Here is a 14,796-nt window from a genome sequence, read left to right on the forward strand (position 1 = left end):
CACTTCGTGACGTGAGAGCCCACACACCGGGACTCCCCGGACGTTCCAGTGCTCGTCCAGAGCGGCGTGGCATGATGCTGGCCATGGTCTTTTCCCGGATGGATTTCTTCCCGAGCTCGCTGGCCTTCGCCGTGCCGCAAACCACCGATCTGGCTCCCGAGGAGGAGGTGGCGCCCACCGAAGGAGTCGACGGGATCGTCGAGGAGAGCGTCCCCGAAGGACTGGAGAGCCTGATCGCCGAGCAGGGTCCGTTCTTCGGCATCATCACCGGCCTGGTCATCGCGGTGGTGGTCGCCCTGGTGGTGACCGTGGTGTCCTCGATGCTGCTCAAGCAGCTCTTTCGACACAATGACGGGGTCAAGCATGCGGTGAACCGGACGCGGACCCCGCTGTTCATCACCCTGGTGCTGATCGGAGCCTGGTCCACGCTGAACATCCTGCTGCGCGCCGCGGAATGGCTCCAGCCGGTCTCCTTCGTGCTGCTGGTGGCGGTGGTGATCGGCATCGCCTGGTGGGCGCTGCGGATCGTACGGATCGCCGAGGCGATGATCTACTCCAAATACATCGGCTACTCCGACGGGGAGCTCGATGTCGAGGACCGGCGCGGGCGCCGGCTCGCCACTCAGGTCTCGCTGATCCGGCGGATCCTCACCGCGGTCATCATCACCTTTGCCGTGGCGGCGATCATGCTGATGATCCCGCAGGTCCGCGCGCTCGGCGCCGGACTGCTGGCCTCCGCCGGCGTGGCCTCGGTGGTCGTGGGTCTGGCGATGCAGTCGGTGCTGACCAACGTCTTCGCCGGCATTCAGCTGGCCTTCACGGATTCGATCCGCGCCGGAGACGTCGTCGTGGTGGAGGGCAACTTCGGCACGGTCGAGGACATCACGCTCACCGCCGTGGTGATCAAGTCCTGGGACGAGCGTCGATTCATCTACCCGTCCAGCTACTTCGTGGCCACGCCCTTCGAGAACTGGACCCGGGTCGGCACCGACATCCTCGGGACCGTGGAGCTCGATGTGGACTGGCGCGTCCCGATGGATCCGCTGCGCGCCCGGCTGAAGCGGCTGCTGGACTCCGCGGAGCTCTGGGACGGCAGGGACTACTCGCTGCAGGTCACCGACGCCGTAGGCGGCATGGTCAAGGCGCGCGTCGTGGTCTCCGCGCGGAACTCCGGGGAGCTCTGGGATCTGCGCTGCCTGATCCGCGAGGACCTGGTGAACTACCTGCGTGCCGAGCACCCCTATGCGGTGTTCACCCAGCGGATGCTGCTGACCAACGAGGAGGCGCTGGCGCAGTCCCCGGCCCCGGTGCGCACCGGGCAGGTCGGCGTCGTCGACTCCGGAGCGGAGTCCCAGCCGGTGACCCAGGCGGGAGAGGGGGCCTCGGTCTTCACCGGCTCGATCGCCGCCGTACAGCGCAACCGGGAGTTCTCCGGGCCCGGGGCCGAGGCCTACCGTGAGCGGCTGGAACGGCAGGAGGAACGCCAGGACTCAGCCGAGCTGGGCGAGGACGGCACCGCCTACCCCGAGGACGCCGCGCCCACTCAGGCGGTGCCGCAGCACAAGGCTGAGACCGACGAGGAGGAGACCTTCGGTGCCGCGGCCACGCGGCGTCCCGGCGAGGGGCCCCCGCGGCCGAGCTCAACACCCCCCGCGCGCTGAAACCGGGCCCGGGCCCGGCCCGGGGTCACTCCCTCGGAGGCTGGGACTCCCGGGTCCCAACTCCGGTGGAGGAGTTCTTGGCCTTGGCCGACTTATAGGCGTTCACGGTCTTGATCGCCTCGGTGGTCGGCTCCGCAGTGCCGTCGCCGGTCCCGTACTCGACACCTCGCGGCGCGCCGGCCTTCCTCGTCTCGATCGCTCCGGGAGTCTGCGTTCCGGAGTCGCTGCCCTGTTCCGGGGTTCCCGTGCGCTTGTCCACGGCCCACTGCACCATCGAGTCGGGCATGAAGCGCAGTCCGGCGGTGAGCACCTGGTAGCTGCGCGCCGGCACACAGGTCGAGGCGCCCTGCGCGTTGGCCGTGAGCGCCTGGCGCACCACGTCCTCGGCATCCAGCCACATCCAGCGCTTGACGGCGGTGATCTTGATGCCTGAACGCTGGTGGAACTCGGTGCGCACCAGTCCGGGCACCAGCGCGGTGACGGTCACTCCGCGAGAGCGCAGCTGCGAGTGCAGCCCTTTGGAGAAGTTGATCACCCAGGACTTCGCCGCCGAGTAGGTCCCGGTGGGGGTGTAGCCGGCCACCGAGGCGACGTTGATGATCCGTCCGCCGCGGCGCCGCACCATCGCGCGGGCCGCGGTGTGCGTGAGCTCCATGGTGGTCTGCACATGCAGGCGCAGCAGCTTGCGCTCCTCCTCGAGATCCGAGTCGATGAACTCGGTGGCCAGCCCGTGACCGGCATTGTTCACCAGCAGGTGGACCGGGTTCGTGCGGTCGGCCAGCCGCTCCTGGACGGCGGCGACCCCATCGTCGGTCACCAGGTCCGCGACGATGACCGAGGTCTTCACCCCATACTGCGAAGCCATGGACTCCGCCTGCATGCGCAGACGCTCTCCATCGCGGGCGACCAGAACGAGGTCGTAGCCCTGGGCAGCCAGCTGGCGCGCAAACGCTGCGCCGAGGCCGGCGGTGGAACCGGTGATGACGGCCGTGTGGTTGCTCATGCTGGCTATCCTAGAGTGCAGAGCCCGGCGGCGCGCTCAGCATTGCGCCGAAGCGCCGAGACCGGTCTCCACATCACACAACAGGAGGATCATTGCGCTGGAAGAGACGCGCTGCGTGGGGGCGGCGTCCCCTGACGGCCGATGAATGGGCGGTGCTGCATGCCGAGATCTTCGCCTCCGACCTGATCGCCGTGGACGATGCCGTGGAGGAGCTCACCGGGTTCATGGATCCCTTCCGTGTCGACATCGGAGAGGGTCCGCTGGTGGGAGTCACCGACGGCCAGCTCTCCGTGTCCAAGGGCGAGTTCCACGACGCGGCGGGCCGGCGCGGACTCAAGCTGAGCTTCTACGCCGCCGGTTCCGGGGCCGACCCCGGGGAGGTTGCCTTCGCCCGATTGAACTCTGCAGGCTCCGCGCTGCTGGACCACCTCAACGCCGAGGGGATCACCGTGGACTCCATCCGCTGGACCGAGTCCGATCACATCAGGCGCCCCTTCTAGCGCTCAGCGTTCGCCCAGGTGCACCAGATGCTGCAGCTGGGCCGCCGCGATCTTGGTGGTGATGCCCGTCGGGAGCCCGCTGCGCTGCCCGTAGATCAGCTCTCCCAGTGCCGTCGCGTCCAGTGTGGCGCCCTCGTCATCGGCGGTGCGCAGCAGCTCACGGACCTGGTCCAGGCGTTCGAGCCGGTGGGCAAGATAGCGTCGGGCAGCCTCGGCCGCGCTGGACTGAGCCGGACCGTGCGCCGGAAGCAGCCTGGCCTGGGCGTACTCGCTGAGCCGCTCGAGGCTCTGCAGATAATCGGTGAGCGTGCCGTCGGGGTGATCGAGCATCGTGGTGCCCTCGCCCAGAATCGTGTCTCCGGTGAACATCGCCGGTCCATGGCCTTCGCCGGCGTCCCCGTCGCCGTCGGCGTCGCCGGTCAGCCAGAAGCAGACCGAGTCCCAGGTGTGCCCCGGGGTGTGCAGCACGCTCAGCCGCAGCCCGCCCAGCTCGATGGTCTCCCCGTCGGTCAGCGGCGCAGCCGGCTGCTCGCCGCGTCCGAGGCACTGCTCCGGGCTGTGCCCGCGCACCGGCGCTGCGAAGGCCTCACCGAAGCGTGCCGCGGCCCCGGTGTGGTCGGCATGACGATGTGTGACCAGGATCTGGGCGACCCGGCGGGAGCCGACGACGGCGCGCACCTGCGCCAGATGCTCCGGGTGATCGGCCGGCCCGGGGTCGATGATCACCACCTCCTGGGCCTGATCTCCGCCCAGGACGTAGGTGTTGGTCCCCTGCAGCGTCATCGGAGAGGGGTTGTCGCAGGTGATCCGCTGCACGGCACTGGGCTCAGACATGTTCTCAGCCTACCGACGCGCACGCGTAGGCTGAGCCCATGGCCCAGAACAGCGACGCTCAGCGCAGCGAACCTCAGAAGACGGCAGGAACCGAGCACTCCACCAAGGGTGCCTACGTGACCGGGGGAGAGTTCACCCGCGACACCAACTACATCGAGGATCGCGTGGTCGCCGACCCGCAGGCGGTCCAGGCCGCGCCGCAGGAGGAATCCTCCTCCATCGGCGATCCTCGCCTGGCGGGGCTCACCGATGGCGCACAGGCCTGGCCGGTGGAGCCCGGCCGCTACCGGCTCGTCGCCGCCCGCGCCTGCCCCTGGGCCCACCGTTCGATCATCATCCGCCGGCTGCTCGGACTGGAGGACGCCATCTCGCTGGGCACCCCCGGTCCCACTCATGATGCGCGCTCCTGGACCTTCGACCTGGATCCCGACGGGGTGGACCCGGTGCTGGGCACCGAGCGGCTGCAGGAGAACTACTTCGCCCGCTTCCCGGACTACCCGCGCGGGATCACCGTCCCGGCGCTGGTCGACGTCCCCTCCGGCGGGGTGGTCACGAACAACTACCCGCAGCTGACCTTCGACCTCTCCACCCAGTGGCGCGAGCACCACCGCCCCGGCGCCCCGGACCTGATTCCGGAGGGCGCGCTCGAGGAGATGCTCCCAGTGATCAAGCGGATCTTCACCGAGGTCAACAACGGGGTCTACCGCGCAGGATTCGCCGGCTCCCAGAGCGCCTACCAGGACGCCTACGACCGGCTCTTCACCGCGCTGGACTGGCTCGAGGACCGACTGGCAGGCAGCCGCTATCTGATGGGCGAACACATCACCGAGGCCGATGTGCGGCTGTTCACCACGCTGGTCCGCTTCGACCCGGTGTATCACGGGCACTTCAAGTGCAACCGCAACAAGCTCACCGAGATGCCGAACCTCTGGGCCTATGCCCGGGACCTGTTCCAGACCCCCGGCTTCGGGGACACGGTGGACTTCGACCAGATCAAGCGGCACTACTACGAGGTCCACGAGGACCTCAACCCGACCCAGATCACACCGGTCGGACCCGACCTGGCGAACTGGCTGAGCGAGCACGGCCGCGAGGCCCTCGGCGGCTCACCCTTCGGCGCCGGCACCGCTCCGGGCCCGGTGGCGGCCTCCGAGCAGCCCGGTGGAGCCAACCCGCTCTACCGCTGATAGGTCGCGATCACCTGGGAGTCGTCTCGGCGCGCCAGACCGGCGTCGGCGGCTTCCAGGTACTTCGCCCGGGCGGCCTCCAGCAGCGGCGCCTCGAAGCCGTGGGCGCCGGCGATCTCGCTCACCAGGGACGTGTCCTTCACAAAAATTCTCACGGCACTGGCCACCTGCGCCTCAGGGCCCTGCAGCATCCGCGGACCTCGATCGCTGAGCATGAAGGAGCCGGCCGCCCCTTCGGCCACCGCCTCGAGCACCTGGGCCGGATCGAGTCCGAGCCGCTGCGCCAGGGCCAGCGCCTCGGCGGCCGCAACGATGTGCACCGAGCACAGCAGCTGGTTGACCGCCTTGAAGGCCTGACCGTCGCCGATCTCGTTGCCGCACTCCACGATCGTGCCCATGGACTCCAGCAGCTCGCGGTTCTCATCGATGCTCTCAGAGTCGGCGGAGACGAAGAGCCGCAGCGAACCCACCGCGGCGCGCGCCACCCCGCCGGTGACCGGTGCATCCACCAGCCTGATCCCACGTTCGCGTGCCGGTTCCACCAGCGTCTGCACCGCTTCGGGACCCACCGTGCTCATCACGATCAGGCTCGCCCCCGGGCGCATCGCGGCGATCAGGCCCGCTGACTCCTGAGTCTCGGAGCCCAGTTCCTCGGGCCCCAGCGCGGCGCTGCGCAGCTGATCTCCGGTGGCCACCATGACGATGACCGCATCGGCCTCGTTCGCGGAGGCCGCAGAGGAGGCAGCGCGAAGGCCGTGTTCCTGGGCGGCAGTGCGCTGTGCGGCCGAGAAGTCCACGGCGGTCAGGTCGAATCCCGCCGCGGCGACCCGGGCCGCCATCGGAAGTCCGATGGCGCCGATGCCTACAAAGGTCACCTTCGGCGTGCTGAGGTTCTCGCTCATCTGTGGTCCTCGTCTCGTGATCGGCTTCACATTCTGATTCCGTCATGTTAGCTTATGTGAACTTGACTGTGAAGATTCACAACCAGCGGGGTGCTGGGTCACCACGCCCGGCGGAACACGAGAGGGAGGGTCCTCATGGCGCTGCGCATAGGAGTGCTGGCCGATGACTTCACCGGAGCCACCGACATCGCGGGGTTCCTGGTCTCCGCCGGGATGACCACGGTGCAGTTCACCAGCCCCGAGGATCTCCCCGAGCACCTCGACGAACGAGTCGAGGCCGCCGTGATCAGCCTGAAGACCCGCTCCATCGCCCCCGCGGAGGCCGTGGCGCAGAGCCTGAAGGCGCTGGCCGCGCTCACCGCCCGCGGGGCCGAGCAGATCATCTTCAAGTACTGCTCCACCTTTGACAGCACCGCCGAGGGAAATATCGGCCCGGTCACCGATGCTCTGCTCGAGGCGATGGGGGAGGACTTCACGGTGCTCGCCCCGGCACTGCCGGTCAACGGGCGCACCGTCTACCAGGGGCACCTCTTCGTCCACGACCAGCCGCTGGACGAGTCCGGGATGCGCGACCATCCGGTCACCCCGATGACGGACTCCAGCCTGGTCCGGCTCATGCAGGCCCAGGCGCAGGGCTGCGCCGTCGTCATCCCCCATGCCACGGTGGAGGCCGGACCGGCGGCCGTGCGGCAGGCGCTGACAGAAGCCCGGGCCTCAGGTGCGCGCTACGCCGTGCCTGACACCGTTCAGATGCGTCACCTCGAGACCCTGGGAGCGGCGCTGACCCATATGCCGCTGATCACCGGCGGCTCAGGCATCGGCTACGGGCTGGCCCGTGCGGTGACCCGGCCCCGCGGGTCGACAGATTCCTCTGCGGCCTCGGACTGGACCTTCACCAGCGGCCCCGCCGTGGTGCTCTCCGGCTCCAGCTCCCAGATGACCAACGCCCAGGTGCGCAGCTACCGCAGCCGCGCCGCCACCCTCGCCCTGGACATCGGCTCCGTGCTTGCTGGCCCCGAGGACTACTGCGCCGAGGTGCTCGACTGGGTGGCCCAGCAGCAGCGCCCCGACGCGCTGGCGCCCCTGGTCTACGCCACGGCCTCCCCGGAGAAGGTGCGCGCCGCCCAGCAGGAGCACGGCGCCCAGGAGCTCTCCGCGGCGATCGAGGACTTCTTCTCCCGGCTCGCCCGCGCCCTGCGCGAGCACGGCACCCGACGGTTCATCGTCGCCGGCGGCGAGACCTCCGGGGCAGTCACCCAGGGACTGGGCGTGCGCGGATTCGAGGTCGGCCCGCAGATCGCACCGGGGGTGCCATGGACCCGGACCCTGCCCGAGGCGAACCCGGGGGCCGCCAGCTCCGAGACGCTCGATCTCGCGCTGAAGTCCGGGAACTTCGGCGAGGAGGACTTCTTCGCCGCCGCTCAACAGCTGGTCTCCCAGCAGCCTGCATCCCAGCAGCCCGCGACCCAACAGCCCGCGACCCAGCAGCCCTCGACCCCGGACGGAGGCAGCGCCTGATGCCGCAGTTCGCCGCCAACCTCACGCTGATGTTCACCGAGCGTCCCTTTCTGGAGCGTTTCGCCGCCGCCGCCGAGGCCGGTTTCCGCGCCGTGGAGTACCTCTTCCCCTACGAGCACTCGGCCCAGGACGTGGCTGCGGCGCTGAACGCCGCGGGCCTGACCCAGGCGCTGTTCAACGCCCCGGCGGGGGACTGGGCCGCCGGGGAGCGCGGCATCGCCTCGCTGCCGGGGCGCGAGGAGGAGTTCAGCGCCGGGCTCGCCACCGCCATGCACTACGCCCGCGCGCTGGACTGCCGGCAGCTCCATGTCATGGCGGGAATCCCCGGTGCAGACCCGCAGGCCCGCACCCGTTACATCAAGCGACTGCGGGAGGCCGCCGAGGTCGCTGCGGATCATGGGGTGCGCGTGCTGGTGGAACCGATCAACCCGGTGGACATGCCGGGATACTTCGTCGACAGCGTGCGCGCCGGCGTGGAGCTGCTCGAGGAGATCGACCACCCCAACACCAGGCTCCAGCTGGACCTCTATCACGCACAGATCACCGACGGTGACCTGACCCGACTGATCCAGCGGGTCGCGCCGCAGACCGCTCATATCCAGATCGCCTCGGTGCCGCAGCGCAACGAACCTGACTCCGGGGAGCTGAACCACCCGTACCTCTTCGAGCTGCTGGAGGCCAGCGGCTACACCGGCTGGATCGGCTGCGAGTACCGACCCGCAGCGCGCACCGAGGACGGGCTCGGCTGGTTCGCCCCCCACCGATCTGCCCAGACCGGCGCCGCCCAGCCCGGGTTCACGCAGTCCGGCCAGCCCGACCAGCCCGACCAGTCCGGCCAGGCCGGCCAGGCCGGGACATGATCCCGGACGAGCGCCGCCGTCGGCTGGTGCATATGGTCCAGGAACAGAATGCGGTGAGCATCGCCGCGCTCACCGAGGCGCTGGGCGTCTCGCATATGACCATTCGCCGTGACATCAAGATGCTCGAGGATGCAGGCCGGCTGGTCTCGGTCAGCGGGGGAGTCACCATGCCCTCCAGGATCCAGCTCGACGCCACCCACCAGGCGAAGCTGGGCATCCGGCCCACCGAGAAGGACGCCATCGCCGCCCGCGCGGCGGACCTGGTCTCTGCCGGGGACCTGGTCTACCTCGACGCCGGCACCACGATGCTCTCCCTGGCCCGCATCCTGGTCGCCCGTGCCGGGGCGGAAGGCCTCGACGTCGTGACCAACGACCTCGTCGTCGCCGCGGAGGTCGGGAAGCACCCGCAGGCACGGGTCCATGTGCTGGGCGGCCGGCTGGACTCGGGCAACATGTCCACCGACGGACCGCTGACCGCCACCGAGCTTGCCGAGTTCAACATCGACCTGGCCTTCGTCTCCGCCTCCAGCTTCGACCTGCGCGGCCTCTCGGTGCCCAGCCAGGCCAAGGTCATCGTCAAGCGCGCCATCATCGAGAACTGCGTGCGCGCCTATCTGGCCACCGACAGCTCCAAATACGGACGCGTCGCAGCCTTCAAGGCCATCCCCTTCGAAGCCTTCGAAGGCATCATCACCGACCCATCCCTTCCCGAGCCTGCCCGCCAGCGCGCCGCAGAGCTCGGGGTGGATCTGATCACGGCAGCCGCCGAACCCCGAAAGGACACTGCTGCGTCATGAACATCGTCGTCACCGGAGGAGCCGGATTCCTCGGCAGCCGGGTCATCACCGAACTGCTCGCCGCCGCCGACGCCGGGAAGCTCCCACACCCGCTCACCCAGGTCATCTCGCTCGATCTCAGCCCCTCCACCCTCGATGATCCCCGCGTGGTCTCACACGTCGGGGACCTCGCCGACCCGGCGCTGCTTCAGCGGGTCATCGACGCCGACACCGCCGGGATCTACCACCTGGCAGCGGTGCTCTCCGGCGGCTCGGCGCAGGACTTCGACCTCTCCCACCGGGTCAACGTGGAGGCGACCCACGAGCTGCTCGAAGCCGCCCGTCGGCTCGGCTCCCGCCCGACCTTCGTCTTCACCAGCTCGCTGGCGGTCTTCGGCGGCGATATGCCCGAGGTCGTCCCGGGCAACCTCGCCGCACAGCCGGAGTCCACCTATGGCGCCTTCAAGGCCATCGGGGAGCTGATGGTCAACGAGTACTCCCGCAAGGGCTGGGTGGACGCCCGGATCGCCCGGCTGCCCACCATCTCGGTGCGCCCCGGCAAGCCGAACTCCGCGGCCTCCTCCTTCGCCAGCGGGATCATCCGTGAGCCGCTGCAGGGGATCCCGGCGGTATGCCCGGTGCCGCTGGACACCCGGATGTGGCTCTCCTCGCCGAACACCGCCGTGGCCAACCTGGTCCACGCCTACCTGGTGCCCGCCGAGGAGCTTCCCGCCTGGCGCGTGCTCGACATCCCCGGCGTCAGCGTCACGGTGGGCGAGATGCTCCAGGCCCTGGAGCTAGTCGGCGGTGCGCAGGCCCGCGCCCTGGTCAGCGAGGTTCCCGAGGAATCGATCATGGACATCGTCTGCTCCTGGCCCGGCGTCTTCGACGTCGAGCGCAGCCTCGCGCTGGGCTTCGCCCCGGATGCCAGCTTTGAATCGGCAGTGCGCCAGTTCCACGCGGAGTTCATCGCCTGATCGGCAGACTGCCTGATCCGCAGACCTGGGGTCTGGCGACCCGGGACCAGCAGAGCTGTATGACGTGTCAAGGAGGACACCATGACTGAAACGATGGGCTCTTCGGAGCTTGCGGCCATCATCGGCCTGGCGGCGGCGGTGGCGCTGCTGATCTTCTTCGTGCTGCGCACGAAGATCCACGCGGTGCTGGCGCTGATCATCGCCGCCTCCATCGCCGGGCTCGCCGCGGGCATGGCCCCGGATGAGGTGATCGACTCCATCACCACCGGCTTCGGCTCCACGCTGGCCACCATCGGCCTGGTCATCGGGCTGGGCGTGATGATGGGCCGGATCCTCGAGGTCTCCGGCGCCGCCGAGAAGCTCGCCTACACCCTGATCCGCTGGCTCGGGAAGAAGAAGGAGGAGTGGGCGCTCGCGGGCGCCGGCTTCATCATCTCCATCCCGATCTTCGTGGACAGCGCCTATGTGATCCTCTCGCCGCTGGTGAAGTCGCTCAGCCGCACCACCGGACGCTCGGTGCTCACGCTGGGCATCTCCCTGGCCGGCGGCCTGATCCTGACCCACCACGCAGTGCCGCCCACGCCCGGCCCGCTCGGCGCCGCCGGAATCTTCGGAGTCAGCATCGGAGAGATGATCCTCTGGGGCATCATCCTGACCCTGCCGGCGCTGTTCCTGATCGTGCTCTATGCCAAGATCATGGGGCCTCGGATCGAGGCGATGATCGAGGCCGACACCGGCGAGGCGCTGACCCCCACCGAGGCCTTCGACGAGTTCCAGGTCCGTGCCGAGGAGCGTGAGAAGGAGCTTCCTTCGCTGTTCCTCGCGATCCTGCCGATCCTGCTGCCGATCGTGCTGATCTTCTTCAACACCGTCTCCGCTTACATCGCCGAGGCCGGGATCCTCGATCTGCCCGCCACGCTGGTCTCGGTCGCGGCCTTCATCGGCAACCCGGTGATCGCGCTGCTGGCCGGCGTGCTGGTGGCCATCTACGGCCTGACCCGCCGGCAGAGCCGGCAGGGCACCCTCGACGACATGGAGCAGGGCGTCCAGGCTGCAGGCATCATCCTGCTGGTCACCGGCGCCGGCGGTGCACTCGGCGCGGTCCTGCGCGACAGCGGCACCGGCGACTCCATCGGCGCCTGGGTCGCGGGGCTGCCGCTTCCCACGATCATGATCCCGTTCCTGATCGCCACGGTGGTGCGCATCATCCAGGGCTCCGGCACCGTCGCGATCATCACCGCCGCGTCGATCTCTGCGCCTATCCTGGCTCAGGTGCCCGATGTGAACATGGTGCTCGCGGCCCAGGCCGCCGCACTGGGCTCGCTGTTCTTCGGCTATTTCAACGACAGCTTCTTCTGGGTGGTCAACCGGATGCTGGGTGTGAAGAACGCCAAGCATCAGATGCTGGTCTGGTCCATCCCGACCACCATCGCCTGGGCCACCACGCTGGTCACGCTGCTGATCGCCAGTGCGATCTTCTAGGGCGTCGGTGAGATCGGTGAGAATCGGAGCAGTGAGAATTCCAGCCCTGAGCGGCCGCTCGTGCATCGCGACATCACGCATCCGCTGCGCAGCCCGCGCAGCCGGACCCGGCACCCCCGAGGAGAGGACATATCGATGAGAGCACCGGCTGGGAACGAGGACGCGCTGCGCGAGAGCATCGTGGCGCTGGGAGCGAGTCTGTTCCAGCGCGGCTTCTCCGTGGGCAGCGCCGGGAACATCAGCGTCCGGACCCAGGACGGGTTCCTGATGACGCCTACGAACTCCTCGCTGGGACGTCTTGACCCCGGTGAGCTCTCCGAGCTGGACGCGGCGTGGGTGCACACCGCGGGGCCCAAGCCGTCCAAGGAGGTCGTGATGCATCAGGCGATGTATCAGGCCCGCCCCCAGGCCGCCGCCGTCGTGCATCTGCACTCCACCTATGTGACCGCGATCAGCTGTCTCGATCGGGCCCAGCCGATCCCGCCGCTGACCCCGTACTTCATCATGCGGCTGGGGCGCGAGGTGCCCACCGTGCCCTATTACAAGCCCGGATCCGCCGCGGTGTTGGATGACATCCTCGCGGCGGGAGAACGGGGCCCGGCGGTGATCCTGGCCAACCACGGCTCGATCGTGGCGGGGGGCTCGCTGGAGGATGCGGTCAACGCTGCCGAGGAGCTTGAGGTCTCGGCGCAGCTGGCCTTCCTGCTCGAAGGCAGGGCCACCCGGCCGCTGAACGAGGAGCAGATCCAAGACCTGCTCGGCTGATACCGGTCACCCCGCCCGCCGCACCCAGTTCAGCGCCGTGCTCGCCAGGTTCAGTCCTGGCCTGGCCACCGGTAGGGTTGAAGCAGAGAGTACGCCAGCCGCATGCGAACGGGAGGGCTCAATGTCCGCATCAGATCAACTCGACGGTCCATTCAAGAAACGCTTCGTCGCCCTGGGGGACTCGTTCAGCGAGGGTGTGGCAGACATCGATCCATCCAGCCCCAACGGGGTGCGCGGCTGGGCCGACCGGGTGGCAGGTCAGCTGATCGCCAATGACTCATCCTGGGGCTACGCGAACCTCGCGGTGCGCGGCAAGAAGCTCCAGCAGGTCCTTGACGAGCAGCTGGACCCCGCGATCGGGCTCGGCCCGACCCTGGTCACGCTCTACGCCGGCGGCAATGACATCCTGCGCCCCACGGTGAACATCGACGCGCTCATGGAGCGCTACCGCTGGGGCGTGGAGAAGCTCATCGCTAGCGGCGCCCGCGTGGTCCTGTTCACCGGCTTCGACTCCGGCCAGGCACCGCTGTTCAAGGCCACCCGCGGCCGGACCGCCATCTACAACGAGCACGTGCGCAAGATCGCCGCCGACTTCGACCTGGATCTGGTCGACTTCTGGCACATGCGTGAGTTCCAGGACTGGCGTTATTGGGACGAGGACCGGATGCACCTGGGGATCGCGGGGCACATGATGATGGCCAAGGAGGTGCTCAAGGTCCTCGGTGAGAAGGACGAGATCGAGGACCCCGAGGTCGACGACGCACCGCTGGCCTCGCTGCCCGAGCGCCTGATCAGCGAGCTGACCTGGACCAAGGACTACCTCTACCCCTGGGTCAGGCGGCGCGTCACGCGCACCTCCTCGGGCGACGACATGTCCCCGAAGTACCCGCAGCTGACCTCCCGGGTCTGGTAGCCGGCGCCCGGCCGCGGCTCACGCGCCCGGTCGGCTGAACCCAACAGCCCCGGTGGGCTGAACCCCACAGCCCCGGCCGGCCGAACCCCGCAGGGTTCAGCCGGCCGGCCCCGGGCGGCTCACGCGACGACGGCTGCCGCCGCTTCGGACCACAGCGCGAGCGCCTGGTCCACCTCCGACTCCGAGACCACCAGCGCCGGGATGAACCGGACCACCTCGCCCCAGGAGCCGCAGATCAGCAGGAGCAGCCCGCGTCGGGCGGCCTCCTGCTGCACCGCGGTCGCGGTCACCGGATCCGGTGCGCCCTCGGCGTCGCGGAACTCATTGCCCACCATCAGACCCAGTCCGCGCACCTCGGCGATGCGCTCCACGCCGGCCCGGGCATTGGCCTCGGCGGCGACCTCGCGCAGGCCCGCGCGCAGCTGCTCTCCGCGCACCGCGCTGTTCGCGACCAGGCCCTCCTGGGCGATCACCTCCAGGGTCGCCACCGCGGCGGCGCAGGCCACCGCATTGGCGCCATAGGTCCCGCCCTGCGAGCCGGGCCAGGCCTTGCCCATCAGCTCCGCAGAGGCCGCGATCCCCGAGATCGGGAAGCCCGAGGCGATGCCCTTGGCGAACATCATGATGTCCGGGAGCCGCGGGGCGCCCTCGGTGACGAAGTGCTCGTGGCCCCAGAACTTCCCGGTCCGCCCGAACCCGGTCTGGACCTCGTCGATGATCACGAGGATCCCATGCCGATCTGCGCGCTCGCGCAGGCCCGCGAAGAAGCGCTCATTGCCCGGCACATAGCCGCCCTCGCCGAGCACCGGCTCGACCAGGAACGCGGCGGTGTCCGCCGGATTGGACTGGGTCTGCAGCAGCAGATCCAGCTCCTTGAGCGCGAAGTCGGTGGCCTGCTCCTGATCCCAGCCGTACTCGCGGTAGTGGCTGGGGTTGGGGAACGGTGCGACGACGACCCCGGACATCAGCGGGCTGAATCCCGCGCGGAACTTGGTCCCGGAGGTGGTCATCGAGGCCGCCGCCACGGTGCGCCCGTGGAAGCCGCCCTGGAACACCACGATATTGGGCCGTCCGGTGGCCTGACGCGCCAGGCGCAGCGCGGCCTCGGCGGCCTCGGAGCCCGAGTTGGAGAAGAACACCGAATCCAGCCCCGCCGGCAGCACCTCGGAGAGCCGCTCGGTGAGCGCCAGCAGCGGCTGGTGCATGATCGTGGTGTACTGCCCGTGGATCAGGCTTCCCACCTGCGCCTGAGCGGCCGCGACCACATGCGGGTGGCAGTGGCCGGTGCTGGTGACCCCGATGCCGGCGGTGAAGTCCAGATGCGGACGGACCGCAGCGGCGACGTCGTTGTTGAAGCCCATGCGGTTGATCAGCGCGCGATCTCTGACCAGTCGGAACAGCCGCGGGCTCGGGTTCCC

The 14,796-nt window shown here is 69.1% G+C and carries 14 protein-coding genes; 10 read left to right on the forward strand and 4 right to left on the reverse strand.

Going from position 1 to position 14,796, the window contains the following annotated elements; all coding sequences use genetic code 11:
• Positions 1 to 98: 98 nt before the first annotated feature.
• Positions 99 to 1,661, forward strand: coding sequence for a mechanosensitive ion channel family protein (locus I2487_RS03030; RefSeq protein ID WP_207170314.1), 1,563 nt, complete (start codon positions 99 to 101; stop codon positions 1,659 to 1,661).
• A 25-nt stretch (positions 1,662 to 1,686) separates the two neighbouring features.
• On the opposite strand, the gene I2487_RS03035 is transcribed toward I2487_RS03030, so the two are convergent.
• Positions 1,687 to 2,664, reverse strand: a complete 978-nt coding sequence (locus I2487_RS03035) for an SDR family NAD(P)-dependent oxidoreductase (protein WP_207170315.1) — start codon at positions 2,662 to 2,664, stop codon at positions 1,687 to 1,689.
• Positions 2,665 to 2,756: 92 nt separating this feature from the next.
• Here I2487_RS03035 and I2487_RS03040 point away from each other — a divergent pair, with 92 nt between their 5' ends.
• Entirely contained in the window at positions 2,757 to 3,164 is a 408-nt protein-coding gene (locus I2487_RS03040) for a hypothetical protein (RefSeq protein WP_207170316.1), read from the forward strand.
• Between the two features lie 3 nt (positions 3,165 to 3,167).
• Here the strand turns inward: I2487_RS03040 and I2487_RS03045 are convergent, their stop codons facing one another.
• Positions 3,168 to 3,998, reverse strand: a complete 831-nt coding sequence (locus I2487_RS03045; RefSeq protein ID WP_207170317.1) for an MBL fold metallo-hydrolase — start codon at positions 3,996 to 3,998, stop codon at positions 3,168 to 3,170.
• 38 nt (positions 3,999 to 4,036) lie between these two features.
• Between I2487_RS03045 and I2487_RS03050 the strand changes: the two genes are divergently transcribed.
• Positions 4,037 to 5,185 carry a glutathione S-transferase family protein gene (locus tag I2487_RS03050; RefSeq protein WP_207170318.1) on the forward strand — a complete coding sequence of 383 codons (1,149 nt, stop codon included), beginning with the start codon at positions 4,037 to 4,039 and terminating at the stop codon, positions 5,183 to 5,185.
• On the opposite strand, the gene I2487_RS03055 is transcribed toward I2487_RS03050, so the two are convergent.
• Positions 5,176 to 6,087 (reverse strand): NAD(P)-dependent oxidoreductase, encoded by a 912-nt coding sequence (locus I2487_RS03055; RefSeq protein WP_207170319.1) that lies wholly within the window; start codon positions 6,085 to 6,087, stop codon positions 5,176 to 5,178. The two genes, I2487_RS03050 and I2487_RS03055, sit on opposite strands and share 10 nt — an antisense overlap.
• A gap of 135 nt (positions 6,088 to 6,222) precedes the next feature.
• Here I2487_RS03055 and otnK point away from each other — a divergent pair, with 135 nt between their 5' ends.
• From otnK to I2487_RS03090, 7 genes are all read left to right on the forward strand, one after another.
• The gene (otnK, locus tag I2487_RS03060) at positions 6,223 to 7,605 is read left to right on the forward strand and encodes a 3-oxo-tetronate kinase (protein ID WP_207170320.1); all 1,383 of its coding nucleotides are present in this window, start codon (positions 6,223 to 6,225) and stop codon (positions 7,603 to 7,605) included.
• Positions 7,605 to 8,465, forward strand: a complete 861-nt coding sequence (gene otnI, locus I2487_RS03065; RefSeq protein WP_207170321.1) for a 2-oxo-tetronate isomerase — start codon at positions 7,605 to 7,607, stop codon at positions 8,463 to 8,465. Before otnK ends, otnI begins: the two co-directional genes overlap by 1 nt.
• Positions 8,462 to 9,262 carry a DeoR/GlpR family DNA-binding transcription regulator gene (locus I2487_RS03070; protein WP_207170322.1) on the forward strand — a complete coding sequence of 267 codons (801 nt, stop codon included), beginning with the start codon at positions 8,462 to 8,464 and terminating at the stop codon, positions 9,260 to 9,262. Before otnI ends, I2487_RS03070 begins: the two co-directional genes overlap by 4 nt.
• Positions 9,259 to 10,218 carry a D-erythronate dehydrogenase gene (gene denD / locus I2487_RS03075; protein WP_207170323.1) on the forward strand — a complete coding sequence of 320 codons (960 nt, stop codon included), beginning with the start codon at positions 9,259 to 9,261 and terminating at the stop codon, positions 10,216 to 10,218. Before I2487_RS03070 ends, denD begins: the two co-directional genes overlap by 4 nt.
• An 81-nt stretch (positions 10,219 to 10,299) precedes the next feature.
• A complete protein-coding gene (locus I2487_RS03080; RefSeq protein ID WP_255545903.1) occupies positions 10,300 to 11,700 on the forward strand; it encodes a GntP family permease in 1,401 nt (466 codons plus the stop codon).
• Positions 11,701 to 11,835: 135 nt separating this feature from the next.
• Positions 11,836 to 12,465, forward strand: coding sequence for a 3-oxo-tetronate 4-phosphate decarboxylase (otnC, locus tag I2487_RS03085; RefSeq protein WP_207170324.1), 630 nt, complete (start codon positions 11,836 to 11,838; stop codon positions 12,463 to 12,465).
• A gap of 121 nt (positions 12,466 to 12,586) precedes the next feature.
• The gene (locus I2487_RS03090; protein ID WP_207170325.1) at positions 12,587 to 13,378 is read left to right on the forward strand and encodes an SGNH/GDSL hydrolase family protein; all 792 of its coding nucleotides are present in this window, start codon (positions 12,587 to 12,589) and stop codon (positions 13,376 to 13,378) included.
• A gap of 119 nt (positions 13,379 to 13,497) precedes the next feature.
• Here I2487_RS03090 and I2487_RS03095 read toward each other — a convergent pair whose 3' ends face one another.
• On the reverse strand, positions 13,498 to 14,739 hold the full coding sequence (locus I2487_RS03095; protein WP_207173008.1) for an aminotransferase class III-fold pyridoxal phosphate-dependent enzyme: 1,242 nt from the start codon (positions 14,737 to 14,739) through the stop codon (positions 13,498 to 13,500).
• Positions 14,740 to 14,796 lie beyond the last annotated feature (57 nt).

Origin of the sequence: Nesterenkonia sp. E16_10 (assembly GCF_017347085.1) — a bacterium.
Classification (GTDB): Bacteria; Actinomycetota; Actinomycetes; order Actinomycetales; family Micrococcaceae; genus Nesterenkonia.

Bases quoted from the DNA above. Each gene is read 5' to 3' on its own strand.
- I2487_RS03050 (WP_207170318.1), top strand. From the start codon at position 4,037: ATGGCCCAGAACAGCGACGCTCAGCGCAGCGAACCTCAGAAGACGGCA.
- I2487_RS03045 (WP_207170317.1), bottom strand. From the start codon at position 3,998: ATGTCTGAGCCCAGTGCCGTGCAGCGGATCACCTGCGACAACCCCTCT.
- otnK (WP_207170320.1), top strand. From the start codon at position 6,223: ATGGCGCTGCGCATAGGAGTGCTGGCCGATGACTTCACCGGAGCCACC.
- I2487_RS03080 (WP_255545903.1), top strand. From the start codon at position 10,300: ATGACTGAAACGATGGGCTCTTCGGAGCTTGCGGCCATCATCGGCCTG.
- I2487_RS03055 (WP_207170319.1), bottom strand. From the start codon at position 6,087: ATGAGCGAGAACCTCAGCACGCCGAAGGTGACCTTTGTAGGCATCGGC.
- otnC (WP_207170324.1), top strand. From the start codon at position 11,836: ATGAGAGCACCGGCTGGGAACGAGGACGCGCTGCGCGAGAGCATCGTG.
- I2487_RS03070 (WP_207170322.1), top strand. From the start codon at position 8,462: ATGATCCCGGACGAGCGCCGCCGTCGGCTGGTGCATATGGTCCAGGAA.
- I2487_RS03035 (WP_207170315.1), bottom strand. From the start codon at position 2,664: ATGAGCAACCACACGGCCGTCATCACCGGTTCCACCGCCGGCCTCGGC.
- I2487_RS03090 (WP_207170325.1), top strand. From the start codon at position 12,587: ATGTCCGCATCAGATCAACTCGACGGTCCATTCAAGAAACGCTTCGTC.
- otnI (WP_207170321.1), top strand. From the start codon at position 7,605: ATGCCGCAGTTCGCCGCCAACCTCACGCTGATGTTCACCGAGCGTCCC.
- denD (WP_207170323.1), top strand. From the start codon at position 9,259: ATGAACATCGTCGTCACCGGAGGAGCCGGATTCCTCGGCAGCCGGGTC.
- I2487_RS03095 (WP_207173008.1), bottom strand. From the start codon at position 14,739: ATGGGCTTCAACAACGACGTCGCCGCTGCGGTCCGTCCGCATCTGGAC.
- I2487_RS03030 (WP_207170314.1), top strand. From the start codon at position 99: ATGGATTTCTTCCCGAGCTCGCTGGCCTTCGCCGTGCCGCAAACCACC.